Consider the following 24,068-nt stretch of genomic DNA (forward strand, 5'->3'; position numbering starts at 1 on the left):
TCAGCGGCGCTGTTGCGGCGACCGTAAGGGCGACCGTAAGGGCGACCGTAAGGGCGACCGTAAGGGCGAATAATTATTCGCCCTTACGGTCGCTACGCCCAACCGCCGCGCCCCGGTGGGCAGGCCATACGCACCCCCCCAGTCCCCCCCGCGCGCGGGGGGGTTCGGGGGGGTCGTCAGGTCATGCACCCCTGCGGGCAGCATCTGAACGCGCACGGGCACGCCATCCGGGCGGCAGACCAGATGCACACGCCATCCAACGAACGTCTCCCGTTTCGCCGCGCACTACCCGCAGAATTCGCGCCCGCGCACCTTCCGACAGCGCCGGGCGCGCACGCGACGGCAGACTGGCAGGGGGAGGCTATCGATAATGAACCCGTCGCCCGTGGTGAACACCTCCCCCAACACGTCCGGAATCCAGGCCATCCAATCGGCGAGCTGATGCAGACGACGATTGAAGCGCGAGACGCTGATCCGCCCCGACAGAGAGCCTAACTCGCGCATCATCGGCGCCGCCCGTTCGTGATGACGGCCAAACTACGTGGCGGCGACGACCGCAATCGTCAGAATCTCGGAGTCGGGAACCTGCGCCCGCACATCACGGCGATGCCCCAGGTGGTCCATCAGCGTGTCGATCACGACAAAAGCAGGCATCATCGGGCGAGCGACCGTCGGCTCCTCCTGGCGATGATGTTGGTTTGGCGCCCGCGATCGTGCCAGAGGTGTCGGTGGTCGTCAACTAGCAATCAAGGTAGAGTTGTGATGCAGTCTGAGGTTTGTATCGCACATATCTTGAAGGTCACGGGGGCGCACCTGTGATGGCGACGGCAACACAGGTGCTGGTCATCGGATCTACAACAACCGTTCTCCCACTGCAACTGAATCGACGCGGTAGTGGCACCCGCGGCTCTGGCGGTTATGCCGCGCCGCCTGGGCGATGATCAGCGCCGCTTCGACGGCGTTGCGCAGCCCGATCAGTCCATCGCTCAACTTCGTGGCGCGGTAGAAGGTCTCGATCTCGTTTTGCAGGTGGCGCAGTTCACGGATAGCGCGCGAGAGCCGGTCGCCGGAGCGGATCAGCCCGACATAGTGCCACATGATGTTCTGAATGGTCTGCATATCACCCTGGATGAGCGCCGGGTCGGAGTCCTCGGTCAATCCCGACTCGTCCCACGGCGGGATGTCGCGAGCCGGTGGACGGATGATCGCCGGGTCGTTGTTCAGACGCGCCTCGATGTCGCGCGCGGCGCGCACGCCCCACACCAGACCTTCGAGCAACGAGGTCGATGCCAGGCGGTTGGCGCCGTGCAGTCCGGTGCAGGCGACTTCGCCGACCGCGTACAGGTTGGCGATGCTCGCCCGCCCCCATTCATCGGTCAGCACCCCGCCGCAGGAGTAGTGCGCCGCCGGAACGACCGGTATCGGCTCACGGGTGATGTCCACGCCGACCCGCAGGCACTCAGCGTAGATGTTAGGGAAACGGGAACGGATGACGTCCGGTTTCAGCCGCGAGGCGATGTCCAGCAGAACGTGGGAGTAGCCGTGTTCTTCCATTTCGGCGTGGATGGCGCGCGCAACAACGTCACGCGGCGCCAGGTCTTTCCATTCCGGCGCGTATTTGTGCATAAAAGGACGACCTTCGGGGGTGAGCAGAATGCCCCCTTCGCCGCGCACCGCTTCGCTGATCAGGAACCCTTCGGCGCCGGGCACGGCGAGCGCAGTGGGATGGAACTGAATATACTCGGCGTTGACGATGCGCGCACCGGCGCGATGCGCCATTGCCAGCCCGTCGCCGCGCGCGCCGGGCGGATTGGTGGTGTTGCGGTAGAGGCGCCCCAGCCCGCCGGTCGCCAGGATGGTGAAGGTGGCGAGGGTACGGTGGACGGTGCGGCGTTTCCGTTCAAACACATATGCGCCATGGCAGACGACAGGTTCATACGCTGCGAGCGGGTTGTGCGAATGGTGCGGCGAGGTGATCAGATCGACGGCGGTGAGACCGGTCATAACTTCGATGTTGGGGCGCTGACGAATGGCTTCCATCATGGCGCTGATGATTGCCCTGCCGGTTCCATCGCCAACGTGAAGAATGCGGCGGCGCGAATGCGCCGCTTCTTTGCCATACGCCAGATCGCCGTCCGGTGTGCGGTCGAACTCGACCCGCGCCGTGCGGATCAGCACCTCTTCGAGCAGGCGCGGTCCCTCTTCGGCGAGGATCTGCGCGGCGCGGGACGATGAAGCACCGGCGCCAGCTGCCAGAATGTCGCGCACCAGCAGATCGGCGGAGTCGTCCGGTCCACGCGCAATAATGCCACCCTGCGCATAGCGGGTGTTCGATTCGCACGGATCAATTTCGCGCGTCAGCAGCGTAATATGGCGACGCGGATTGCGCGCCAGTTCGAGCGCCGCAGCCGCGCCAGCGATACCGGCGCCGATGATCAAAACATCGGTGGTTTTCATCGGTTTTCTCTCGTTCCAGTCGCCCGTCGGGCGAAACCACAGTCCGGCGGCTCGATGCGCCGGCTGCCAGAAGGATCGTCACAAAAGATCAGGCTACGTCCAGGTCTCACCCGATCTGGATCATCCGTTCCACTGCGCGATACGCGCGCTGGCGGATGTCTTCCGGGATCTCGATGACATACCGGTTGAACAACAAGGCGTCACGGGTATCTTCCAGAGTGATCATATTCATATGCGGGCAACGCACCATGCAGAGACGCAGCATATCCTTCTCCGGGTTGGCAGCGGCGATATTGTCGCCCATTGCGCACTCGGTGAGCAACAGATAGTGCGGCGCGCGGGTCTGTTGCACATAGCGGATCATGGCATTGGTGCTGCCGGCGAAATCCGCTGCCGCCACCACTTCTGGACTGCACTCCGGATGCGCCAGGATGACCACATCGGGGAACTGCGCGCGCACGCGCCGGATGTCATCGACGGTGAACTTTTCGTGCACCTCGCAGCGTCCGTGCCAGCCGACCAGTTGATAATCGAGCAGCGTGTCGCCATTCACCGGGTGCAGCGTCGGGAAGATGATATGTTTGCCGGTCTCGCGGGCGACATTGCGCGCCAGGTATTCGTCGGGCACAAAGATCACCGTGTCCGCCTTGAGCGATTCGACCACGGCGACCGCGTTGGACGATGTGCAGCAGATGTCGCTTTCGGCTTTGACATCGGCATAGGTGTTGACGTAAGACACGACCGGCGCACCGGGGAAGCGCGCTTTCAAGGCGCGAACGTCTTCAGCCGTGATGCTTGCCGCGAGCGAGCATCCCGCCTTTTCCGACGGCAGCAGCACCGTTTTTGTCGGGTTGAGAATTTTGGCGGTTTCCGCCATAAAGCGCACACCGCAAAACACAATCACATCTTTGTCGGTCGTGGCGGCTTTGCGGCTCAGGTCGAGCGAGTCGCCGGTAAAGTCGGGAATGGAATGGAACAGCGCCGGCTCCATGTAGTTGTGCCCCAGAATGACGGCGTTGCGCTGCCGTTTGAGTTCCAGAATTTCGACTGCCAGTTCCGCCTTGTAGTGCAACTCGAACTCCGGCGCCAGATTGCCGAGTTTCACCTGCAACCGCGTAAACATCTCCTGCGCGTTCATTGTGGTCTCCCTGTAGTTTCCGGCGCTTCATCAGAAGCGTCGGATGCGAGATATTCAAAACTGACATCAAAAACCGGCGCCGAGTGGGTCAACGCACCGATGGAAATATCGTCCACGCCGGTTTCGGCGATCCGCCGGACGGTTTCGAGCGAAACGTTGCCCGACGCCTCGAGGCGCGCACGACCGGCGACCAGGCGCACCGCCTCCGCCATCGCGTCGAGCGACATGTTATCGAGCATGATGCGTTGCACCCCCAGGTCGAGCGCTTCGCGCACATCGGCGAGGGAGCGCGCCTCGACTTCGATCCCCAGGTGCGGCGCGTGCGCCCTGGCGCGTTCCACGGCAGCGCGCAGCGAACCGGCGAAGTCGATATGGTTATCCTTGATCAGCACCATGTCGTACAACCCGATGCGATGGTTGCGCCCGCCGCCGCGCCGGACCGCGAGTTTGTCCACCATGCGCAGTCCGGGGGCGGTTTTGCGCGTATCGAGAATGACGGCGCGCGTTCCGGCAACCGCATCGACAAAGCGACGGGTCAATGTCGCAATGCCCGACATCCGCCCCAGAAAGTTGAGCGCCACCCGCTCGGCGGTCAGCAACGCACGCGCCGGACCGCTGACAAGCGCCAGGGTCTGCCCCCTGGCAACCCGCGCGCCTTCAGCAACGTCGGTCGTGAAGACGACCCGTTCATCGACCATGCGGTACACCGCGTGCGCCACGTCCAGCCCGGCAACAATGCCCTCCTGCTTCGCAACAATCCGCCCGCGCATTGTCGCATCGGGCGGCACAATGCTGTTGGTGGTGACATCGCCGGTTCCCACGTCCTCGGCGAGCGCGCGGCGAATGGCGTCGAGGATGTCGGGGTGGAGAGAGAGATTTAGTGTCATTTTTACACTATTCCCGTCTGAAATAAAAATCGGCGTTCCGCCTGTTAGTGTCAATGTTACTCTATTTAGAGATGATTGTCAAGGCGCGCCGGGGAGAAATATCACATGGATGGGAGATTCTCCCGCGAGATGGTGCATGCCATCGTCCCCATCGTGCGGCGTGGATGCGCCTGGTGCATGCTTCCCCGCGACGTCCCGCCAGGGCTGACAGTCTATCCTTCGGTTCGTCGGTGGCGGAAGGACGCGATCTGGGCGCGGCGCACCGATACGCTCCGAATGGACGTGCGCCGTGCATCGGGGCGAGAGAAAGAGTTGGGCGATCAGGAGTATAGGCGCCGGAGAGGCAGGAGAGCAGGTTCTGGGCTTCCGAACAGACAAGGACGATGTGGAGGCGTTTGGGTTTGCGGGCGCGCGGGGACTGGATAGGCTCAGTGATTTCCCGTCCGAGGACCTCGCAATAGAGGAAAAAGATAGCCTGGAGGACCCGATGTTGGGGAGAGGCAGCGACGTGTTCGTGGAGAGCCAGGTGGGTGAGAAAGGCTTCGATTTCCTGAGCGCCCATTTCTGGGGGGGGGTTGGCGTTTACCATGAAATAAGGATGAAGCGGCATCACCTGGCGTGTCCGGTTCAGGAGTTTCGGAGCGGAGGAAAGACTGGCCGGTTTTGGAGGTTTGGGTGGACTCTAGACACAGCTGTTCCGCTGTGCTATGCTACAAACACCTGCCCTGCCCGTATCAGTGTGAGCCGTCGCCACGCGGCGAACCGGTTGCGATGTGGCTGAAAGCAGTGTAATCGAAGGCGGCGAAGCCATCTCCAGACCCGCACAGGGATTGCGTCTCGGATGAGCCTTGACGTAGCCCTTTGGCGGCTTATGGAGATTGAGAATATAATCCGGTATTCGCCCTTGCCGTGGGGCTAATGGAGATTGAGAATTATAGCAGTTCTCACAAAGATTGGTCTGGTTGGGCAGGGTTGCACCCGCCATCGAACGCAGATGCCTTGTGCGCCATCCCTCCGCGTGCTCCGCGTCTCTGTGTGCATCAGACCGGCTCACGCGGAGGCGCGGAGATGGGGAGCGAGCGGAAGCGGGCGTCTCGCGCGACACGGCAGACCCGACCAGGGGTCAATGTATCTGAGAACTGCTATAATCCGCTCTACCGCACAAGCCGTCGGGCTCATGGCGATTGAGAATTTATTCCGCTATCCCGCGCTAGCCGTGGGGCTGATGGACTTTGAATAAATATTCCGTTATACTAATATTCATCCGTGTCAAGCCTTTCTCAGGAGGTTGCGATGCCGGCACGCCGGACCCTTCACGTGTCCGTCGAGGAGCGGGAGGCCCTCGAAGACCTGCGCGATCACGCCCCCAAGCCCTATTTGCGCGAACGGGCGGCGGCATTACTGCTCATCGCGTCTGGCGTACCGCCTGCCGTCGTGGCCCGCGAACGCTTGCTGCGTCCGCGCCATCCGGAAACCGTCTATCTCTGGCTGAATCGCTGGGAAGCCGAGGGCATCGATAGCCTCCCCATCCGGGACGGACGCGGGCGCACGCCCGCTTTTTCCCCCTGACCGCCATGACCCTGAGACGGCGGCGACTGAGGTAGAGCATCTGGTCCGCCGTGACCCGCGGCAGTGCGGGCTGACCCAGACGCGCTGGACCCTGGACGCCATCCGCAGCCAGTTGGCGTGGGGGCGCGACGCCTCGCTGAGCGGGATCGCCCGTATTCTGGATCGGTTGGGCATCACCTGGCAGCGCGCCCGCAGTCATGTGCATCGCCCTGATCCCCACGATCAGGCCAAACTGCAGGAGATCGCAGACGTGGTGGAGGATGCCCGCGCGCACCCCAACCAGGTGGTGACCGTGTATCTGGATGAAGTCACGGTCACCCGGCAACCGACCCTGGCCAACGGGTATGGGCGGGCGGGCGCCGATCAGGTGCGGGCGGAACGGAGTCTGGCGACCGATTGCGAACTGCGCATCGTGGGCAGTTTGGACGTTGTGACGGGCCAGGTGGTCACCCGGCGGGCGAAGACGATTGGCCTGGCGACGCTGGCGCCGTGCTTCCCGGACCGGCGCGCTGCCTATCCTGAGGCTGAGCGCATCGATGTCATTCTGGATAATTGGCCGGTCCATTTTCATCCGGATGTCCTGGTGGCGCTTGAGCCGCAAACAACCCGCTGGGCGTTTTCCCGTCCTGGCAATTGGCCGGCCACCCCCAGTGTGCGGGCCGTGCGCCGGGCTGGAGATGTCCGCCTGCCCATCCAACTGATGCCGTTGCCGACGTATGCGTCGTGGTGTAACCCGATCGAGAAGCTGTGGCGGTGGATGCGTCAGGAGGTCACCCGCGTGCATCGCTGGGCGACGGATCTCGATCAGTTGCGCAACCACCTGGATGCCTTCTTCGCGTCGTTTGCAACCGGCTCGTCAAAGCTTTTACAGTATGTCGGTCTCGGATAGCGGATTATTTATTCAAAGACCATAAGCCCTCGGCTAGCCAGGGCGAAGCCCGCCTGCGCGGGCTATGGCGGAATAATTACTCAAAGACCATAAGCCGTCTTGCAATGACCGGAGCAGATCATGGTGGGTCCTGTTGTAGAACCGGATGCCGTAAACGTCAACCCTGGGGAGGGATCTGCGGATTCCGTATATCCCTCCTTTAGAGAGGCAAAAACGGAGTCCGTATAATCAATAGTTAGGCCGCCTTGTTGTATACACCGTGGGATTCCGTTTATCGAGAGACGCCAATAGACTTCATCAAGATTTGTTTTGATTTTTGAAATGCTTTTTGCGTTTCAACCAAATTCGGAAGTTATGCAGCCCACAACATGTTTCCATGACCATATCCCGAAATTCGGAACAACTGAAGCGGATGATGTCGCGAATAATCCGATACCGCTTGATATCGCCGATAACATGTTCGATACGGACGCGAACAGATGAGATACGCCGGTTTTCCTCCTTTTCCTGCGGCGTGAGCGTTCCATTGCGCGGCTTCTTCTTTGGCTGCATAATCTGCACGCCAGGCAGGTTAAATCCTTGAAACCCGGCATCTTGATTGACTACCGTACAGAACATATGAACGCGGTTTGACATGCCGTGAAGAGTGGTTTGGGCAACCCGCGCGGGATGGTTCGTCGATGGCGCAGACAGTAGGCTAGCAGCCGCAAGCCAAGCGAGAACAAGCTGAGATCGCAGCGATCCGGTCGATGGATGCGCCCACGCAGCGCATCCCGTCTCGCCACCACGCCCAGATAGACGACCCACAGATACGCCAGCGCGGTCGCGATCAACAGGCGCGCAAGTCGTGTCGGATCACTGATATGGCTACGGTTGATCCGAAAGCCGCGACTCTTCTGATCCGAGAAGTAGGTTTCGATCTGCGCACGGCGGCGATACAAGGCCAAGGCATACGCCACGTCAGCGTGCGTCGTCACCAGATGGATTGGATGCTCGTAGGCCGCTTCCCACACCGCCAGCACGTTAACCGGACCGTACTGTGCGGCCGTTATGCAGACCTGCTCGACGGCGATAACCTCGCCACGCTTCGGCGCGAGATCGCCAAGAGCAATAGTCGCCTCCGCCAGCGTCAGCAGGATATTGCTTGCGGTTCGGCAGACATACTTCCACCCGCGCGCAGTAATCGCGGCTTGCCAATCGGCGCCATCATATTCACCATCCCCCAAGATCGTCACGCTCGCCTCGGCCGGAACGAGCTGAGCGAGTTGCTCGAGCAGCGCACAATGCAGTGCTTCTGGCAGATGGCCTTTGCGCGCTTTCACCACGAGCCAGGTGATCGGAAGCGCCCGACGCTGATACAACACGCTGATCATCAGGCACATGCATCCCCGCCCAACGGTACTCCCATCAATGACGAACACCAATGGTCGACGCCCCAACATGGCGATAAGTGCTTGGGCAACGGGCAGCATCCAGCGCTTGTAGGTTACGTTGTCGTGTTTGAGCCAGCGTCGAAAACGCATCACGACACTCTCGTCGGCGGCGCGTCCGCCAGGCGTCCGTTCAACCACTTTTGGCAATTGGGTGTGTTGGCTGCCGACAATCCCGCAGATCAAGAGCGCCAAGGTCGCCAGATGGCGCCGTTGATGCCCACCGACCTGGGGATAGAGTTGCAGCAAACACTGAGCTATGGCACGATACCGGCGGTACGTGTCGCGCATGATTGGTCTCCCTTCGGGTCGTTGGCAGCGAACCTCGTTGGGTATCCTATCAGCTGCGGCGCGTACTTGTTTCAGGCTCTTATGTCGAACGTATTTTCTGTACGGTGGTCAACATCTTGATAGAGCATACTCGCGTTCGGAAGGGTGTATCCCGCTTCATCCGCGATACATTTATCATGCACCCTTCCTTCGTATGTATCGCTCAAAAAGTGGATAGCGCCGAACTCATCGACAACAAGAACGTTCTTGAGCATATGCCGTTTCTTCTTGCCACTGTAATACAATTCCCGGTCAAATTTATCACTCGGACGATGAATGGGACGTTCTACGCCGTCATGGATAAAAGGGGGGTTGGAGCCGCCGAAGGCGGCGGTTCCTCCTGCAATCGCTGCGCCAGTTCGTCGGCAGTGCGCGCCGGAAGGAGATGTTGCTGGGATAGCGCGTAGTTGAGCGCCCCATGCAAAAGATGCACCCATTTGCTCACGTTCGACTGGCTCATCTGAAAGATGTGTCCGTGCATCACTTGTGTCGGATTTTGTTTTAGATAGGTCAAAATAAAGAGCAATTTATCTTCCGTTGTTGGAAGCGGCGAGTTTGCATAAGAGACATAGCGACGGCAATATCGGACGTGACCATCAATGGTTCGATGTTTCATGTACGCTTCAAATGCAGTGTGGAAGATCGGAACCAGCGCGTGAAACTCATCAGCGGTCAGTCCGGTCATAGAACGTAATTTCTCCGGATTTTCGATGATGGATTGATACTTGCACATCACGTTTCCCTCCATTTTGGTTCTTATGAAAATAGTATACCACTAAACCTTGATGAAGTCTATTGTTTTTCTCCATTTTCAGATTGTACAAAAATAGTATATCACTAAATCTTGATGATGTCTATTTTGATATCCCTGGGCGCTGTGGTGTTGGCGCAAGGCATCCTCTCGAAGCGGGATTAACTGTGGAGAAACCGATGAGCAAACAAATCAACCCGAACGCCGATGAAGGTGAAATGGGCATAGAGCGGATTGTCTTCTTCAGTGACGCCGTTTTTGCAATAGCTATCACGATTTTGGCGCTGGAAATTCGCCTGCCAAAAGAAATCGCCCACGTCAGCAACGCTGAACTTTTGAATATGCTGCTTGCCATCTGGCCAAAATATCTTGGTTATATGGTCGGTTTTTTTGAGTATTGGAAATTTTTGGGTCATTCACCATCGCCAATACCGTCATATAGAAAGATATGATACCCGCCTGATGTTCATCAACCTGCTCGTCTTGATGGCGGTGGCGTTCATTCCCTTCCCAACGGCTGTCATCAGTGAGAATGGAAACCGTACCGCCACCATCCTCTACGCTTTGAGCGCTTCGCTGGTGGGAATGCTTTCCACGCTCCTCTGGGTGTATGCTTCGCACAAACGCCGTCTTACCTCACAAAATCTGCCAGGTTCGGTCATCCAGCGTGGCGTGGTAAGAAACCTGATTGTCCCTATTATCTTTCTTTTCTCCATCGGGCTATCCTATTTCAACCCAGATCTGGCAAAATTTTCCTGGATTTTGATTGTCCCAGCCGTTTTTTTGTCAAATAAGAGCGTGATCAGAAACTATGATCGCGGATAGAGCTGACTCAGGAGCATTGCGATGGAACCAGGATAAAGAAAGACCTCACTCGATTCCAGATTGCGATAGTCTTCCCCCGTCGAAGCCGCGTTCGTCGCCTGCTTCGGTCGTTTTGATTGATTGGGAGTCCAGGACGCTGATGGATGGCGCCGGGTTGTGATCCAGCGCTTGTCGTAGCGGTTGACGCAGCGCATTATTCATTTTGACGAATGTTCCATTAGCCAGTCAACGCGCGCTCTCTCGCCTCGTTTGCCGAAAGGACTTCTTGCGCGAAAATCGTCTTGCCCAAGCCGGCCGCTGGCGAGTTCGGCGAAGGTGATCTGTGAACATCATCCTCCCCACCATCGGTGCGCGCAGCGACGTGCAGCCCTACATCGCCCTGGCGCCCGGCTTGTGCAAAGCCGGATGGAGTGACGGAAGCAGCAGGTTTGATAGAAAACACGGGGATAACCCGATTGTCCTGCCTGAACAACCGCAACGCGCCTGATGGATTGCCGCCGGGGTGACTTTCCTGCTGGCGGTTGCCGTTCTGCTGACGACAGTATGGTTTGTACAACGCTCGCAGGAAATCGGTAACGGTAGATGAAATGGATTGGAGGAAAAATGATCCCAAACCCTGACAACCGCCCCCCGCTCATGCAAAAACTGGACGGACGCTGGACGGCAACCGGCGATGTGACCGGCGAGCCAGCGCAGTACGATGTCATCGTCGCCCCAGCCCTGCAAGGGCAGTTCACCGAAATCTCGATGAACGATGTCCGGGCGCCTTCGCACTGCGAAGCCCGCATCTTTATCGGGTTCGACGGCGAATCGCAGCAGGTTATTGCGCATTGGATGGATAACTTCGGCGCGGCTGATTCCATCCCGCACGGCACGGGCAGTATGGCGGGCAACGTCATCGAGTTCATTGTCCTGTACCCGCAGAGCGCCTTCAAAGACCGCTTCGACTACTTCCCGGAAAGCGATTCCTGGGCTCTGGAAATCACCGCCCAACAGCCCGATGGCGGTTGGAAACACTTCGCCCGGTACGATTTCCGGCGGGTGGCATAAGGACCGACCATGAAACTCCTTGCGCTCAATGCCAGTCACCGCGGCGAGAGGGGCATCACCGCCCGGCTGCTTTCGCGCCTGGGTGAAGGCGCGCAGCAAGCCGGCGCCGGGTTCGAGACGCTCACCCTGGCGCGCCTGAAAATCAACCGCTGCCTCTCGTGTCATCAATGCCAGGAAGGTAAAAATCACCTGGAATGTGTGTACAACGATAAAGACGATGCCCGCTTCGTCTTCGACCGCATGGCGGAAGCCGACCTGCTCATCTTTGCCACGCCTATCTATCTGATGACGATGAGCGGGCTGATGAAAAACCTGCTCGACCGGACGTACTCCACGATGGACATCTCCGATGTGTGCATGATGGGCGGGCTGATTCATCATCACGTCAACCCGGCGATTTCCCGCAAGCCGTTCGTGACGCTCCTGGTGTGCAGCAACCTGGAGACGCTTTCCTGGCGCAATGCCGCCAGGTATTTCCGCATCTATGCCCGTTTCATGGAAGCGCAGCAGGTCGGGCTGCTGGTTCGGAACGCTTCGGAACTTTTCGCCGCCCAAAATGCCGAGACCATGCAGCGGCGCTTTCCGAAAATCCCGCAGGTGTGGGCGGCTTTCGAGCAAGCCGGGCGGGAACTGGCTGAGCGCGGGGCGGTCTCCTGGCAGACGGCGCGGCGCGCCAGCCAGGAAGTCATCCCTGTGCCGTTCTTTGGTCTGCTCAAACGCCTGCCCTGGGTGCGGCGGCGCGTGGTGCAGGTGCTGAACGACCCATCTTTTTGGGAGTGAATGGATGACCAAAGCGCGTCCATGACGTTTTCGGCGGCGTTCAACGCCTTGTTCCTGGTGTATACCGCCCTGTTTTCCGCCCGTTTCTTCGCGGTTGTGCTTGCCCTGACGAGTCTGGACGCCAGCGCGCTCGCACAACGAGTCCAGCCGGGCTTTCCGCGGCGCGGCATGGCGCTCTTCCTGTTTGTGGCTGGTTTCGGCGCCATGCTGGTCTGGACAAGCGAATTGCTCACCCCGCTCCTGGCCGGGACCGCGCCCGAAGTCCTTGGACCCTACACGACGCTGTTCACGCACGGGCTTGACCTGGCGGTCATCGTCCCGACGACAGTCCTGACGGGTATTCTGCTCTTACAGCGCAAACCGTTCGGCTACCTGCTTGCCGCCCCGCTGCTCGTCCTGATTTCGCTGGTGGGGGTGGTCGTCATTGCCCAGGCGGTGAGCCAGACCCTCGCCGGGTTGATTTTCCCCATCGGCGTTTATATCGGCATGGTTGGCACATGGATTGTGCTGGGCGCTTTTGCAGTCGGGCTGACGGTGGCGTTCTTTCGTCATCTTTCTGAGCATGTCCATCTGTCAGATTAGTTCTCTGTCATACTCACAAAAGGACACACCATGAAACGACCACTTCCCCTCTGGATTTTATTACTCTGGCTGGTTTTCCTGGCTTTTGGCGGTTTATATGGCGGTATCGCCATGCTGATCGACCCCTCTGGGGATGCGATGGGTGTGGATGTACTCCTGCCGCTGCTGCCCGTGCCGGATTTTATCCTGCCGGGGCTTTTCTTGCTCTTCGGGATAGGACTAGCCCCGCTCGTTCTCGTCTTTGGCTTGCTTGCCCGCCCAAACTGGGCCTGGGCTGACGCGCTTACCCGCTGGAGCGGTCATTACTGGGCCTGGACGGGAACGCTTTTCCTCGGATTCCTCCTGCTGCTCTGGCTGGCAGTACAGGCTATGCTGATTGGCTTCACTACCGGCATTCAGTACGTTATGCTCGTCAACGGAGTGGCGCTGCCCGGTTTTGCCTTATGGCCTTTGGTGAGGAGGCTGTATCGTTGGGAATAATCCACTTTAGAATGGAAGATGCACCTGGACCTTTTTCGTTCACCTGGCGCCGGCGATTGTGAGCACGCTTGCCATTTTCCGACTGCTCTCCACAGTGGATGGGGCGGCGGTACAGGCGCGGCTGCGCCAGGTTACGCTACCCGCCAGTATTCCCCTCCCCCGCCCTCGCGCTCCATCAGGTTACTCCCGACCAGTTCGCGGCGCAGGGTGGCGGTGTCGCTGTGGAAGCGCGCCAGGATTTCGTTAACCTGTTGCTCGCTGTAGCGGGTTCCCGGCTCGAAGGCTTTGATGACGCGCCGCAAGACGACCTCCAATTTTTTGCGCCGGGCAGGGATGGTTTTCAGGCGTCCATCAGGACGGGTGAAATCAGCCAGCACGTTGCGGTCGCAGGCATCCAGGTCAATGTCGGCAGCAACCTCAGACATCTCTTCACGGGAAAGAATGCGCCGGGTGGTTTCTTCGAGCGCGGTTTTATCGAGAGAATAGATATTGGAGGAACTTTCAGCGCGGGCGCTGACCAGCCCCGCCTCACTCAAGCGCGCCAGGTGATGGGAAACCGTCGATGGCTTCAGATTGAGCAGAGCGGCCAGTTGCTCCACGCTGTAAGAGCCTATCCGAAAAACTGTAACCTTTTCGCCTGTGGCGTGATCGCCGTGCGTGCCGCTGGGTTATTCGGATAGGCTCTAAGGCTGTTGAGCCAGCAATCCGACGATTTTCAGGCGGCTCGAGTCTGCCAGAGCCTTGAAAATGGCGATAAGTTCCGCGTTTTCGGTCATTCTGCCTCCGGTTCGGTCCGCCAGTATTGCGAACCGTCACTTTTACGCTCCAGCATGCCCCGGTCGACCAGGTATCGGCGCAACGCAGCCGTATCGATGTGGAAACGGCGCATCAGCGTGTTCACTTCCTTTTCGGTGTAAAGCGCGCCAGGCGTGAAAGCCTCCACCACATAATCGAGAATGATTTGCAGTTTGCCTGGTTGGGAAGGAATCTGCTTCAGCGAGCCGTCCGCATTGAGATAAGCCTTCAGCACTTTGCGGCGCTGTTCGCTTAAGTCCGGCGCGGGCGTATAGGATTCGCGCGGCTGGCCATCGAACTGGCGCCGCGCCAGGGAGTCCACGCCATCCGGGTTCAGGATGTACAGGTCGTTTTGCTTACGCACTACGCCGAGGCGCTCAAAAAAGGTCAGGTGGTGGAACACGTCACGGAACGGCAGGTTCAGGCTTTGGGCCAATTCCTGGATGGTTGCGCCTTGTTGCGTAGTCAGCGCGCCAATCATTCGCAGGCGATCGACGTGGAACAGGGCTTTCACAAAGTTGAGCATTTCGTGTTGCATACCGCCTTCTTTTTGTAAAAATAATTCGATAAAAGGCGCCGCCGCCCTTCCCGCTACACCCACCCATGCCGCAGGGCGTAGATCGCCGCCTGTGTGCGGTGCGCCAGTCCGAGTTTACGCAGGATGCTGGCGACGTGCGTCTTGACCGTCTCTTCGCCGACCGACAGGCGCGCGGCGATTTCGGCGTTGGTCAATCCCTCCGCCAGCAGTTTCAGCACCTCCCCTTCGCGTTCGGTGAGCGCGTCGCTGCTTCTCATCGTCTGCGCCTGGAGAATGCGCTGCATGAGCGCCGGCTCGAAGATCGCTTTGCCCTGCGCGGCGCCGCGCACCGCTTCGAGCAACTGTTCCGGCTGGCTGTCCTTCTCCACGTAGGTGATGGCGCCTGCGCGCAATGCGCCGATCACCCGCGCGTCGTCGGCGTACCCGCTCAAGATGATGATCTGTGTCTGCGGCAGGAGACGCTTCAGGCGGCGGGTGGTTTCGATGCCGTCGATCCCGCCCGGCATGAGGACGTCCATCACAATAACATCCGCCTGCCAGGTTGCTGCGTGGTGCAATGCCTCTTCGCCGCTGGCGGCCTCCCCGACGATGGTGATGTCGGGTTGAGCGGCAAAGTAGGCGCTTAACCCGCGCCGGACAATGCTGTGGTCGTCGACCAGTGCGACACGGATGGGATGCATAGAACAGTCTCTTTCTGTATCCTGACGCCCTTTTGCCCCTCATCCCCCGTCTCTCAAGGGTGGATTTCTTGGGAGAGATGCGTGATGTTCTGCATTCCGGCGCGCTGTTGCCCCTCATCCCCCCTGCCCCCCTTCTCCCCTTGTGGGAGAAGGGGGGAGTTGGGCGTCCTGATGCCTGCAACGGGAGATGGCACGCAGGGGCTTCCCAAAAAACCTGCTCCTGGAACTTTCCTCACTTTTCCCACACAGCGAGAAGTGGTCGTTCTCTACGCCGCCGATGGACGACTCGCTGGCAGCGCCATTGTCTGACGTTTGCCATAAGTCAGGCTGCGCCACGCCCACTCCAGCGGACCGAACCGGAAGCGCTTCAGCCATACGACGCTGACGCCCAGTTGCACCAGCCAGATTGTAACACTGATCACCAGCCCGATGAATGCGCCCACCTGTCCAAACAACCCCAGTCCATAACTGTAGAAGATCAGAGTGCAGATGATCGATTGGGTGATGTAGTTGCTCAACGCCATCCGTCCCGCTGCCGCCAGCGGTTGCAGGCGACGGCGCCAGGCGTCGGTGCGCGTCAGCGTCACGAACAGCGCCAGATACCCGTAACTCAGCACCGGTCCGGCGATCAGCGTCAGGATGGACCACAATCCTGCAAGTGGCGATGAGAGATCCGTTACCCGCATCTGCCACGCCAGCGCGAGATTGGCGATCAGCCCCACCGCCAGGCACACGCTTCCGGCAGGCAACCGACGCTCGGACGCTGGCTTTTCGTTCAGACGCTGGAAGATCTGGCGCTTGCCGAAATACATACCGATCAGGAATAGCGCCAGGATCTGGACCACATTCCCAAACAGGAAGAAGATCACCATCGTAATCAGCCACTCAACGGCGCGCCAGACGAAGATCTGCCCCCACGAGCCACGGGCGTAGGTCTCGATCGTGCGCTGCTCCAGGTCGCGCATCGCCGCCATTCCTTCCGCCATGCCGCTCGCGTCGCCCGACAGCAGTGCGCCCAGCGCCACGAAGCCTGCGCCGATGATGATCGGGATCGCTATCAGGATACCCGCCCAGATCAGCAGCGTGCGCGGCTGAACCTTGCGGAAGAGGAGCGCTGCCAGCCCGACCAGCGCATAGACGAACAGGATGTCGCCGTTCCAGATCAGCAGCGCGTGCGCCAGACCAAACCCCATCAGCACCAGCAAGCGGCGTACCATAAAACGCCCCGGACTGCCGCCAGCCTCCTGAATGCGCTCCATTTGCATCCACATGCCCAGCCCGAAAAGGAATGCAAACAGCGGGTAGAACTTGCCGGTCGCCAGCGCCGCGATGAGCAATTCCGTCGCGTGGTCGAGCGCACTGTCGCCGCGTGGTGTTCGGGTGATCTGCGCAATGAACGGGAAACTGAAGATTCCCATGTTGACGATCAGAATGCCCAGGAGCGCAAACCCGCGCAGGATGTCGAGCAGGTCGATCCGTTCACGCGCCGCGGTTGGTGCAATCGTGTGTGACATATAATCGCCTTCCTTTCTGTGCCAGACACTTATAAGACGTACATACCCGCCCGTTTGTGACACACCCGAATACCTGGAGCGAAGTTGCAAAACAGTTGACCGCCGGAATTGCGCGCCTCATACGGTCATGCGGGCGGGACGCCCGCGCACCCGGCATGCACGTGGCTCAATCCTTTTGCATTTCGCTCTAGAACCTGTCTGAGTCTTTTCTCATCAGTCACTCGTCGCCGGTCGCTCCAGGGCGCGGACGCGCTGCCGGGTGACGATCACCTGCATCGACAGGTAGAGCCATGTGCCGAGCCACCACGTTCCGAAGCCGATGATCGTCCACGGTGCGAGCGTCGGCAGCGTACCGGCGCCGGTGTCGAACGCCGCGTCGGACGTGTCGAGCCCGCTCCATGCCATTGCCATACCTGCTATGCCTCCCAGGATGCCAGCGATGTTGGTGAACAGGAATGTGACGTAGAGTGCCATCGCCGACTGTTGCGCCTGAAGGGACGACCATTCGCCAACACGCGCCGTGAGAGTGCGTTCGACCCACCACTTGATCGCCAGCAGGACGAGAGCAATCGCGCCTGCTGATGCCGCGACCAGCGGTACACGCAGCCATATGAACAATCCGATCGCAACGCAGAGCGCATGGTATGCCAGCGTCAGACCACGGGCGATCATGCGCAACCGGCGCACCCGCGCATCGCCGACCGGTTCGGCGACCGGTTGCGTCCTCTCCAGCGCCTCCAACCGCCGGATCTGCCACCGGGTAAGCACGATGCCAGCGATGTTGAACAGCATAAAAAGCGGGTATCCAAGCGCAAGGAACGAGACGAACCAGCGCTGATCGAGGGCGTCGTGGAAGAGTCGCACCGCCTGCATCGGACCAAACAACCCGCTGTAGACCAGGATTTGAAACACCACCGCAAATGCAAGCATGAACCAGTTCTCGTGCAACCGGATCCGCAGCGCGGGCACGGTCGTCCATTCTGCCAGCCGGGCGTCGAGCACGCGGTAGACGCGCACGAGATTGACGACGGCTGCCACCAGCGCAATGGCGACGATCAGCGCGATGGCGAAGCCGCGCAGCGAGAAGGCGATCCATCCCACGATGATCAGCAGAAAGATCGCCGTCGTTAGGTCATAGGATTGCAACACCATCCGCCAGATCGGATCGGCGTCCTGCTTCAGCGCACGACGGCGCCAGTTCCATGTTGCAAATGCCAGCGGCACACCGGCGATTGCGCCGACGATCCCAAAGCCCGCCAGATATGACATGCCGCTTCCGGTGATCGCAATCAGCAGCGGGAACAGAGCGAGAACGAACGCAGTTCCCGTCAGCGCCGTCAGACCGCCAGCAATATAGACCTGCTGAAGGTGCTCTTCTTTCATACGTCGTTTCTTTTCCGCATAGTCTTCGAGTTCGAGGAGCGGGATGCGAAAGCGCACTGTCGTTCCAGCGTCCGGCGTCGAGTGCACCTCCAGCGTTCCGCCGAGCGCCTCGATGCGCGTGCGCATGTTGGTCAGCCCCATGCCAGAAGAGGTTGTCGCCGGATCAAACCCCTGTCCGTCGTCGGTGATACCGACCTGCAGCCACTCCCTGCCGTTCGTCGTCTCGCTGGCAAAGGTCACCTGCGCATGGCGGGCGCGCGCGTGGCGCGCCACGTTCGACAACGCCTCCTGCACGACGCGAAAGATGGTTTCCTGCGCGCCGGGCGGCAGGCGCCCCTCGTCGGGCAACGCATCATGGTGCAGTTCGGTGGTCACCTCGGCGCGGAAGTGCAGCGCCTCGAGTTGATCGCGGATGGCTTCGATCAGCCCCACGGTTGCCAGCGGCTGCGGGCGCAGTTGGGTCAACAGCGCCTTCATCTCCGCCATCGCCGCCTGCGACAGGTCGCGCACATGCCGGATGTGCTGCGCTGCGGCTTCAGGGTCGTGGTGACGCAGACTCTGTGCGGTTGCAGCAGCGACATTGATGCTGAACAGTTGCTGCTTGATGGTGTCGTGCAGGTCGCGCGCCAGGCGGTTGCGCTCCTCCTGGACGGCGGCTTCGCGCAATTGGGCGATCAGCATCGATTGTTGCTCACTGAGATCGCGCGTGCGCATTTCGATTTCATACCGCAGTTGCGGGATGATCACCCGTCGAAAGGTCATTGCCAACACCAGTAGTACTACGCCCAGCACGACGGTGACTGCCAATGCGACGAGGTTGGACACCTGACGCGCTACCGGTTGATCGCCCAACCAGACGGCAATCCGGTCTGGAGCGGAAACGATCAGGAAGATGGACGCTACTGCTGCAACACTAAAACCAGCTTTCAGGATCAGTATGATCAGCATCTCGATTGAGGCGTAATCATGTTGTAAGGGGCGAAATCTCAACGAAAAGAGCACGCTGGCAAGCCCGATCGCCAGAAATGCCGCACCCACTGCCCAATCGCCTGTAACAATGTTTCGCGCGCCAAACCCGACGAAAAATCCGCTGGTGACGATCACCAGCGTTGCTGCGATGATCTGGATTCGTCTGATACTTTGATCCTGATTCGCCATGCCCTGCTCCATCCGCCTGATACACTGGAACGTGCAGTGATCAGGATACAGGCGCTGGCAGCAATGCGCTACCCCTGACACAGTGAATTCAGGTCACTCGTTTGGGGGAAGGGCGGGAGAAAGGGCTTCAGGACGCCCCACCCTCCCCCTTCTCCCCGTGTGGGAGCAGGAGGGCATGGGGGGTGAGGGGCAAAAGCGCACAGAATGCAGAAAACCACTCGTTATCAGCTCGATGAGTCTGGCGCTTCCTGACATCGATAGGGAATTTGCTTGCCAGGTTGCGGCGTTTATTGAGGAGTATCGTCCGGCGCTGAACTCTCTGGCGCGGCAACGAAATCCCTCACTCTCGCTCAGGTGCGTTTTCTGCACGCCCGCCTTATTGAAGAGACAGGACGGAGCGAGAGCGTCTCGCTCTCATAGGGCAGTGTCGCCGGATGCTGCCGCAGGCGCTTGCCAGTTCTGTTTTCTCGTAGACAAAAGTCTGTGGCTGTGGTAAAGTATAGATACCACACTTCTGTGGTTATCAACATGAAAAACCGAAAAATTGATCCCGTGGCTGGCGATCCGACCTTTCGGGCAACCGGCGCTGGCGCTCATCTGCGCCAGCGTCGGCGTCGCCGCCCGGCGTCTGCGGTATCCGCAAGTGCGGTACCGCAGGCGTGTCGGACGCCAGACCCTGCCGGTATGACGACGACCGTCGTCACACCGGCGCCGTCCGTGTCGGGCGCGCAGCCCGGCCCGGATGCTCCGATGCCGTCCGTGTCGGGTGCGCAGTCCGACCCGGATGCGCTTCTCCCCACGCTCGTCATGATTGACGCCGATCGGGGAACACTGACTGCGGCGCCCGCCGCAACCGGGATTGATGTACGCCGCCAGGCGCCGCAGACAGCCGCCTGGCTGGCGCAGCACGGTCTGGCACTGCGCACCCTTGACGTATGGCTGCCTTCACGTGAATGTGCGCGCACCCGCCAGGCATTGCGCCTGGCCGATGCGCTGCAACGCCACCCGCTGGCGCCAGCGCTGCTTCGCCTGATCCGGCGTGCGCTCAATCGCTTGCCAGAACTCGCGTTGCGCGCCGAGGCGCGCCGTCAGGCGCTCGGGTTGACGGTGGACGCAGCGGCGGCGGAAATCGGCATTCCGGCGGACGCCTACGCCCGGTATGTGCGCAGCGGGCGTGGGTTGACACAGGAGCAGCGTGCCCGGGTGGCGGCGTGGGCGCCGCCAGACGCACCCGGCACATTCACCGGCGAGGCGTTGCACGCGGTGGCGCCACTGGAAGAGATCGCTGCGTGCGCCGGGATGACGCCGGATGCAGCGCGAACGGCGTTGGAGAGGCTCATTGCCGACCTGCTGCCGCCGTTACGCGCGGGGGACCTGCTCGACGGGGTGCGGGTACTGCGCCGTCGTCAGCGTCCCGGCGACGACAGCGCGTGCGATCTGGTGCATGTCTGGGTGTCTCCCGACCCGCCAGCGGAGCACTTTTTCACCCGCGGCTGGTTGCAACTGCTGCTTGCTGACCGGCTGCGCGCCCTGGCGCCGCAGGCGGAGACGCTCAGCGACCTGGAGCTGTACCACCCGAACGCCGGAACGTTTGGCGTGGCGCTGCTGACGGTGCGCGGCGAGGCGGCACTGGTCGTCGAGCCGATGACGAGGCGCGACGCCAGAGAGCGCATGAAACGCCTGCACCGGTTGCGCAATCTGGCGCCGCTGCTGGTGGACGGCGATCCCCGGCGTCTGGTTGTGGTGCTGGCGCCGCCAGACGAGTCGCCCGGTATGGGCGCCGACCACCTGGCGCACCTGGGTGAGACGTTCGGCGTCACAATCACCGACCTTGCGGGCGTGGATGCGGCGCTGCTCACAGCGCTGGAGCGCTGCACGGACCGACGGGAAAGGAGCCGATCATGGTTCATTCCCTGATAGTCGCCCTGCGCGTCACTCAGCGCGCCGCACAGCATGCGGCGCACCTCTGCATCGCAGGAACGGCGGACGCCGTCAGCGCCGCCCACGCCGCCCAACACTGCGCCGAGGCGGTCGCAGACCTGGCGCGTCGGACGACGGCGCTGGCGCAACGCATAACCGACCGCTCCGGCGTAGCAGTAGCGACGGACGTCGTGACCGACGCCGCGACGCTGGCCGCCGAAGCGGCCGCAGACGCTGCGGGCGACGCGATGAACGCCGCCGCTGGCGAACCATCCGCGCACGTTGCCGCCCGCGCCGCTGCTGGTATCGTCGCCAATGCGGCGCTCATCGCTTGCGATGCTGCCGTGGTGGTGCTGCGCGCCGCTGCTGCGCGTCGCTGTCGCCGCGCACTGGCACGGCGCATGCCGCGCCGACGAAGGACACCAACATGCTGATGCCGCGATAGGCAATGATCGTCGGTGTCGGTGTGTCAGTGTTGGGGCGCAGTGTTGGGGCACGGCATGCCGCGCCCCGACTGATGCCGCGATAGGCGATGATCGTCGGTGTCGGTGTGTCGGTGTTGGGGCGCAGTGTTGGGGCACGGCATGCCGCGCCCCGACTGATGCCGCGATAGGCGATGATCGTCGGTGTCGGTGTGTCGGTGTTGGGGCGCAGTGTTGGGGCACGGCATGCCGTGCCCCGACTGATGCCGCGATAGGCGATGATCGTCGGTGTCGGTGTGTCGGTGTTGGGGCACAGTGTTGGGGCACGGCATGCCGCGCTCCGACTGATGCCGCGATAGGCGATGATCGTCGGTGTCGGTGTGTCGGTGTTGGGGCGCAGTGTTGGGGCACGGCATGCCGCGCTCCGACTGATGCCGCGATAGGCGATGATCGTCGGTGTCGGTGTGTCGGTGTTGGGGCGCAGTGTTGGGGCACGGCATGCCGCGCTCCGACTGATGCCGCGATAGGCGATGATCGTCGGCGTCGGTGTGTCAGTGTTGGGGCACGGCATGCCGTGCCCCGACTGATGACCGGGATTGCACGACGCAGCGTCGCTGCCGTCGCTCCCGCGCTCCGCGCCTTCGCACCTCCGCGTGCGCCGGTCGATCGCACGCCGAGACGCAGCGCGCGCAGAGGGATGGCGCAGGCGGCGCTCGCCGCGCTTCTCCAGCGCATTGCCCGATAGTCCTATCCTTGCTTGATACCAACGTCCTATTGTCGCCATCGAACCAGGTTTGCTATAATAGCAACGGTGTCGCACATTCTCCGCCGTGAATCGCCTGGTCGCAGCGACCGCACGCTTCGCCCCAACGCAAGTCGTGCATCGCTTTCCAGTGTTTCGTGCTCGTTCGCAACGGAAGACGTTCCCCTCGGAGCAAGCTGCTCACAGGATATCCGCACACAACGTTCAGGAGATTATCCATGACTCGCCTTCGTCCGCTTCTCATGCTTGTCGCGCTGCTGCTGGCCGCCGACGCCGCGCTGACCGGCGCTCCGCAGCGCACGCCGACCCCCCCGCGCCGACGGACGTTCCTACGCCATCGGTTCCGCCCGATTCGTCAGACGTTGGCGCCGCCATTGTTGCAACGATGGACGATGAGGACGACGATGCGCCGCAGACGATTCCGGCAGACGAATTGCTCGCTCCGGACGGCACGCTGCGCCTGGATGGCGCAGTCACCGGCGTGGTGGACCTCAGCGGCTGGCACGTAACCCTCGATCCGGAGATCGGACCGGTCTTCCATCCACAGTCGTTCACGTGGGAACATCTGGGAACGCGACCGGGCGCGCTCAACAACGCCGTTTACGCCGTCGCTGTGAGCGGGAGCGACGTGTATGTCGGCGGCGGCTTCACCGACGCAGGCGGCAACCCGAACGCCGATTACATCGCCCGCTGGGACGGCAGTGCGTGGCATCCGCTCGGCGGCGGGGTGAACGAAGCGGTTCGCGCCATCGCCGTGAGCGGAGGGAACGTCTATGTCGGCGGCGGCTTCACCGACGCAGGCGGCAACCCGAATGCCGACCGCATCGCCCGCTGGGACGGCAGTGCGTGGCATGCGCTCGGCGACGGAGTGAACGGTACGGTGAACGCCATCGCCGTGAGCGGGACGGACCTCTACGTCGGCGGCTGGTTCACCGACGCAGGCGGCAACCCGAACGCCGACCGCATCGCCCGCTGGGACGGCAGTGCGTGGCATGCGCTCGGCGACGGGGTGAACGGTACGGTGAACGCCATCGCCGTGAGCGGGACGGACCTCTACGTCGGCGGCTGGTTCACCGACGCAGGCGGCAACCCGAACGCCGATGGCATTGGACGCGCATCGCTGCTCAAGAAGGCGTACCTGCCGCTGATCGTGCGGTAGGCGCAGGTTTTCCCCCTGGAGCGACCCACGTCGTGCGGACCCGGCGCGCGCCGTGATTGCACAGTGCGGCGTCGTTGCCGTCGCCTGTGTCGCGCCAGAGACGCCTGCCACGAAGCGCGTGCGTCTGCCGCTCATTACGCGATAGGCAATGATCGTCGGTGTCAGTGTGTCGGGTTGGGGCACGGCATGCCGTGCCCCGACTGATGACCGGGATCGCACGGCGCAGCGTCGCCGCCGTCGCTCCCTCTCCTCCGCGTCTCCGCACCGCCGCGTGAGACGGTCGAACGCATGCGACGGCGCAGCGCGCACGGAGATCGGTCGCACGAGACCGCTGCTTCCAGCGGAGCGTTCGATGTCCTGTGAGCGCTGCGCTGCGCCGAAAGAGCGCAGTTTTCATAGCGATTGAACCTCTTCGGACAAACGCAGTCACGTGCGCTCCTCGTGTGACGACCACCTTGCGTGGCGGTCGGAGAGCAGCCATCCGCCATCGTCCGTCGTCAAGCGCGCGACTCCGCTTGTGCGGGCTCAAGCCCTCCCTGAGCGTATGGAAGCCCCTGCGGGGCTGGCA

General features: G+C 61.3%; 26 protein-coding genes and 3 pseudogenes. 14 read left to right on the forward strand and 15 right to left on the reverse strand.

What is annotated here, in order from left to right:
• Positions 1-285: 285 nt before the first annotated feature.
• The 4 genes from ROSERS_RS02255 to nadC all read right to left on the reverse strand — a co-directional run bounded on the left by ROSERS_RS02255 (position 286) and on the right by nadC (position 4,482).
• The gene (locus tag ROSERS_RS02255; protein WP_049767452.1) at positions 286-507 is read right to left on the reverse strand and encodes a hypothetical protein; all 222 of its coding nucleotides are present in this window, start codon (positions 505-507) and stop codon (positions 286-288) included.
• Between the two features lie 345 nt (positions 508-852).
• On the reverse strand, positions 853-2,457 hold the full coding sequence (nadB, locus tag ROSERS_RS02260) for an L-aspartate oxidase (protein ID WP_011955223.1): 1,605 nt from the start codon (positions 2,455-2,457) through the stop codon (positions 853-855).
• Positions 2,458-2,563: 106 nt separating this feature from the next.
• Positions 2,564-3,595 (reverse strand): quinolinate synthase NadA, encoded by a 1,032-nt coding sequence (gene nadA, locus ROSERS_RS02265; RefSeq protein ID WP_011955224.1) that lies wholly within the window; start codon positions 3,593-3,595, stop codon positions 2,564-2,566.
• A complete protein-coding gene (gene nadC / locus ROSERS_RS02270) occupies positions 3,592-4,482 on the reverse strand; it encodes a carboxylating nicotinate-nucleotide diphosphorylase (RefSeq protein ID WP_011955225.1) in 891 nt (296 codons plus the stop codon). The genes nadA and nadC overlap by 4 nt, the downstream gene beginning before the upstream one ends.
• Positions 4,483-4,611: 129 nt before the next feature.
• Here nadC and ROSERS_RS27270 point away from each other — a divergent pair, with 129 nt between their 5' ends.
• Positions 4,612-4,908 (forward strand): transposase, encoded by a 297-nt coding sequence (locus ROSERS_RS27270; RefSeq protein WP_442969651.1) that lies wholly within the window; start codon positions 4,612-4,614, stop codon positions 4,906-4,908.
• 16 nt (positions 4,909-4,924) lie between these two features.
• Here the strand turns inward: ROSERS_RS27270 and ROSERS_RS27275 are convergent.
• Positions 4,925-5,092 (reverse strand): annotated as a pseudogene (locus tag ROSERS_RS27275) (phage integrase N-terminal SAM-like domain-containing protein); the annotation flags it as partial.
• Positions 5,093-5,775: 683 nt separating this feature from the next.
• On the opposite strand from ROSERS_RS27275, the gene ROSERS_RS26640 reads away from it, so the two are divergent.
• A complete protein-coding gene (locus ROSERS_RS26640; RefSeq protein WP_041332799.1) occupies positions 5,776-6,051 on the forward strand; it encodes a helix-turn-helix domain-containing protein in 276 nt (91 codons plus the stop codon).
• Positions 6,052-6,091: 40 nt separating this feature from the next.
• On the forward strand, positions 6,092-6,940 hold the full coding sequence (locus ROSERS_RS02285) for an IS630 family transposase (protein WP_232282836.1): 849 nt from the start codon (positions 6,092-6,094) through the stop codon (positions 6,938-6,940).
• A 297-nt stretch (positions 6,941-7,237) separates the two neighbouring features.
• Here the strand turns inward: ROSERS_RS02285 and ROSERS_RS02290 are convergent.
• The 3 genes and pseudogenes from ROSERS_RS02290 to ROSERS_RS23865 form a co-directional block, all read right to left on the reverse strand.
• Positions 7,238-7,549, reverse strand: a pseudogene (locus ROSERS_RS02290) (transposase family protein); the annotation flags it as partial.
• Positions 7,543-8,661 carry a transposase gene (locus ROSERS_RS02295; protein WP_011955227.1) on the reverse strand — a complete coding sequence of 373 codons (1,119 nt, stop codon included), beginning with the start codon at positions 8,659-8,661 and terminating at the stop codon, positions 7,543-7,545. The gene ROSERS_RS02295 and the pseudogene ROSERS_RS02290, both read right to left, overlap by 7 nt.
• A 113-nt stretch (positions 8,662-8,774) precedes the next feature.
• Positions 8,775-9,433, reverse strand: a pseudogene (locus ROSERS_RS23865) (transposase family protein); the annotation flags it as partial.
• A gap of 197 nt (positions 9,434-9,630) precedes the next feature.
• On the opposite strand from ROSERS_RS23865, the gene ROSERS_RS23870 reads away from it, so the two are divergent.
• A complete protein-coding gene (locus ROSERS_RS23870; RefSeq protein WP_049767456.1) occupies positions 9,631-9,903 on the forward strand; it encodes a TMEM175 family protein in 273 nt (90 codons plus the stop codon).
• Complete coding sequence (locus ROSERS_RS23875) at positions 9,842-10,276, forward strand: TMEM175 family protein (protein ID WP_198136347.1); 435 nt, start codon at positions 9,842-9,844, stop codon at positions 10,274-10,276. Before ROSERS_RS23870 ends, ROSERS_RS23875 begins: the two co-directional genes overlap by 62 nt.
• A gap of 45 nt (positions 10,277-10,321) precedes the next feature.
• Here the strand turns inward: ROSERS_RS23875 and ROSERS_RS25745 are convergent, their stop codons facing one another.
• Complete coding sequence (locus ROSERS_RS25745; RefSeq protein WP_232282749.1) at positions 10,322-10,477, reverse strand: hypothetical protein; 156 nt, start codon at positions 10,475-10,477, stop codon at positions 10,322-10,324.
• A gap of 121 nt (positions 10,478-10,598) precedes the next feature.
• Here ROSERS_RS25745 and ROSERS_RS25750 point away from each other — a divergent pair, with 121 nt between their 5' ends.
• From ROSERS_RS25750 to ROSERS_RS02325, 5 genes are all read left to right on the forward strand, one after another.
• Positions 10,599-10,763, forward strand: a complete 165-nt coding sequence (locus tag ROSERS_RS25750) for a hypothetical protein (RefSeq protein WP_157040935.1) — start codon at positions 10,599-10,601, stop codon at positions 10,761-10,763.
• A 116-nt stretch (positions 10,764-10,879) separates the two neighbouring features.
• Entirely contained in the window at positions 10,880-11,326 is a 447-nt protein-coding gene (locus ROSERS_RS02310) for a DUF1579 family protein (protein ID WP_011955230.1), read from the forward strand.
• 9 nt (positions 11,327-11,335) lie between these two features.
• On the forward strand, positions 11,336-12,106 hold the full coding sequence (locus ROSERS_RS23880; RefSeq protein ID WP_011955231.1) for a flavodoxin family protein: 771 nt from the start codon (positions 11,336-11,338) through the stop codon (positions 12,104-12,106).
• Positions 12,107-12,127: 21 nt separating this feature from the next.
• The gene (locus tag ROSERS_RS23885; protein WP_157040937.1) at positions 12,128-12,688 is read left to right on the forward strand and encodes a hypothetical protein; all 561 of its coding nucleotides are present in this window, start codon (positions 12,128-12,130) and stop codon (positions 12,686-12,688) included.
• Positions 12,689-12,718: 30 nt separating this feature from the next.
• Positions 12,719-13,168: a hypothetical protein gene (locus ROSERS_RS02325; protein ID WP_011955233.1), complete on the forward strand. Its 450-nt coding sequence runs from the start codon at positions 12,719-12,721 to the stop codon at positions 13,166-13,168.
• A gap of 131 nt (positions 13,169-13,299) precedes the next feature.
• On the opposite strand, the gene ROSERS_RS02330 is transcribed toward ROSERS_RS02325, so the two are convergent.
• The 5 genes from ROSERS_RS02330 to ROSERS_RS02350 all read right to left on the reverse strand — a co-directional run bounded on the left by ROSERS_RS02330 (position 13,300) and on the right by ROSERS_RS02350 (position 19,236).
• On the reverse strand, positions 13,300-13,782 hold the full coding sequence (locus ROSERS_RS02330; RefSeq protein ID WP_332249092.1) for a DUF2087 domain-containing protein: 483 nt from the start codon (positions 13,780-13,782) through the stop codon (positions 13,300-13,302).
• Between the two features lie 158 nt (positions 13,783-13,940).
• On the reverse strand, positions 13,941-14,501 hold the full coding sequence (locus ROSERS_RS23890; protein WP_011955235.1) for a DUF2087 domain-containing protein: 561 nt from the start codon (positions 14,499-14,501) through the stop codon (positions 13,941-13,943).
• Between the two features lie 53 nt (positions 14,502-14,554).
• Complete coding sequence (locus ROSERS_RS02340; protein WP_011955236.1) at positions 14,555-15,181, reverse strand: response regulator; 627 nt, start codon at positions 15,179-15,181, stop codon at positions 14,555-14,557.
• Between the two features lie 266 nt (positions 15,182-15,447).
• A complete protein-coding gene (locus ROSERS_RS02345) occupies positions 15,448-16,695 on the reverse strand; it encodes a DUF418 domain-containing protein (protein WP_011955237.1) in 1,248 nt (415 codons plus the stop codon).
• Between the two features lie 213 nt (positions 16,696-16,908).
• Positions 16,909-19,236: a sensor histidine kinase gene (locus ROSERS_RS02350; RefSeq protein ID WP_011955238.1), complete on the reverse strand. Its 2,328-nt coding sequence runs from the start codon at positions 19,234-19,236 to the stop codon at positions 16,909-16,911.
• 528 nt (positions 19,237-19,764) lie between these two features.
• On the opposite strand from ROSERS_RS02350, the gene ROSERS_RS02355 reads away from it, so the two are divergent.
• Both ROSERS_RS02355 and ROSERS_RS23895 read left to right on the forward strand, forming a co-directional pair.
• Positions 19,765-21,153, forward strand: coding sequence for a hypothetical protein (locus ROSERS_RS02355; RefSeq protein ID WP_011955239.1), 1,389 nt, complete (start codon positions 19,765-19,767; stop codon positions 21,151-21,153).
• On the forward strand, positions 21,138-21,590 hold the full coding sequence (locus tag ROSERS_RS23895) for a hypothetical protein (RefSeq protein ID WP_049767458.1): 453 nt from the start codon (positions 21,138-21,140) through the stop codon (positions 21,588-21,590). The genes ROSERS_RS02355 and ROSERS_RS23895 overlap by 16 nt, the downstream gene beginning before the upstream one ends.
• On the opposite strand, the gene ROSERS_RS25755 is transcribed toward ROSERS_RS23895, so the two are convergent.
• On the reverse strand, positions 21,481-22,149 hold the full coding sequence (locus tag ROSERS_RS25755; protein ID WP_011955240.1) for a hypothetical protein: 669 nt from the start codon (positions 22,147-22,149) through the stop codon (positions 21,481-21,483). The genes ROSERS_RS23895 and ROSERS_RS25755 overlap by 110 nt on opposite strands.
• 15 nt (positions 22,150-22,164) lie before the next feature.
• Between ROSERS_RS25755 and ROSERS_RS25760 the strand changes: the two genes are divergently transcribed.
• The gene (locus tag ROSERS_RS25760; protein WP_157040939.1) at positions 22,165-22,323 is read left to right on the forward strand and encodes a hypothetical protein; all 159 of its coding nucleotides are present in this window, start codon (positions 22,165-22,167) and stop codon (positions 22,321-22,323) included.
• Positions 22,324-22,726: 403 nt separating this feature from the next.
• Positions 22,727-23,500: a hypothetical protein gene (locus ROSERS_RS02365; protein WP_041332807.1), complete on the forward strand. Its 774-nt coding sequence runs from the start codon at positions 22,727-22,729 to the stop codon at positions 23,498-23,500.
• The last annotated feature ends 568 nt before the right edge of the window (positions 23,501-24,068 follow it).

Origin of the sequence: Roseiflexus sp. RS-1 (genome assembly GCF_000016665.1) — a bacterium.
Classification (GTDB): Bacteria; Chloroflexota; Chloroflexia; order Chloroflexales; family Roseiflexaceae; genus Roseiflexus.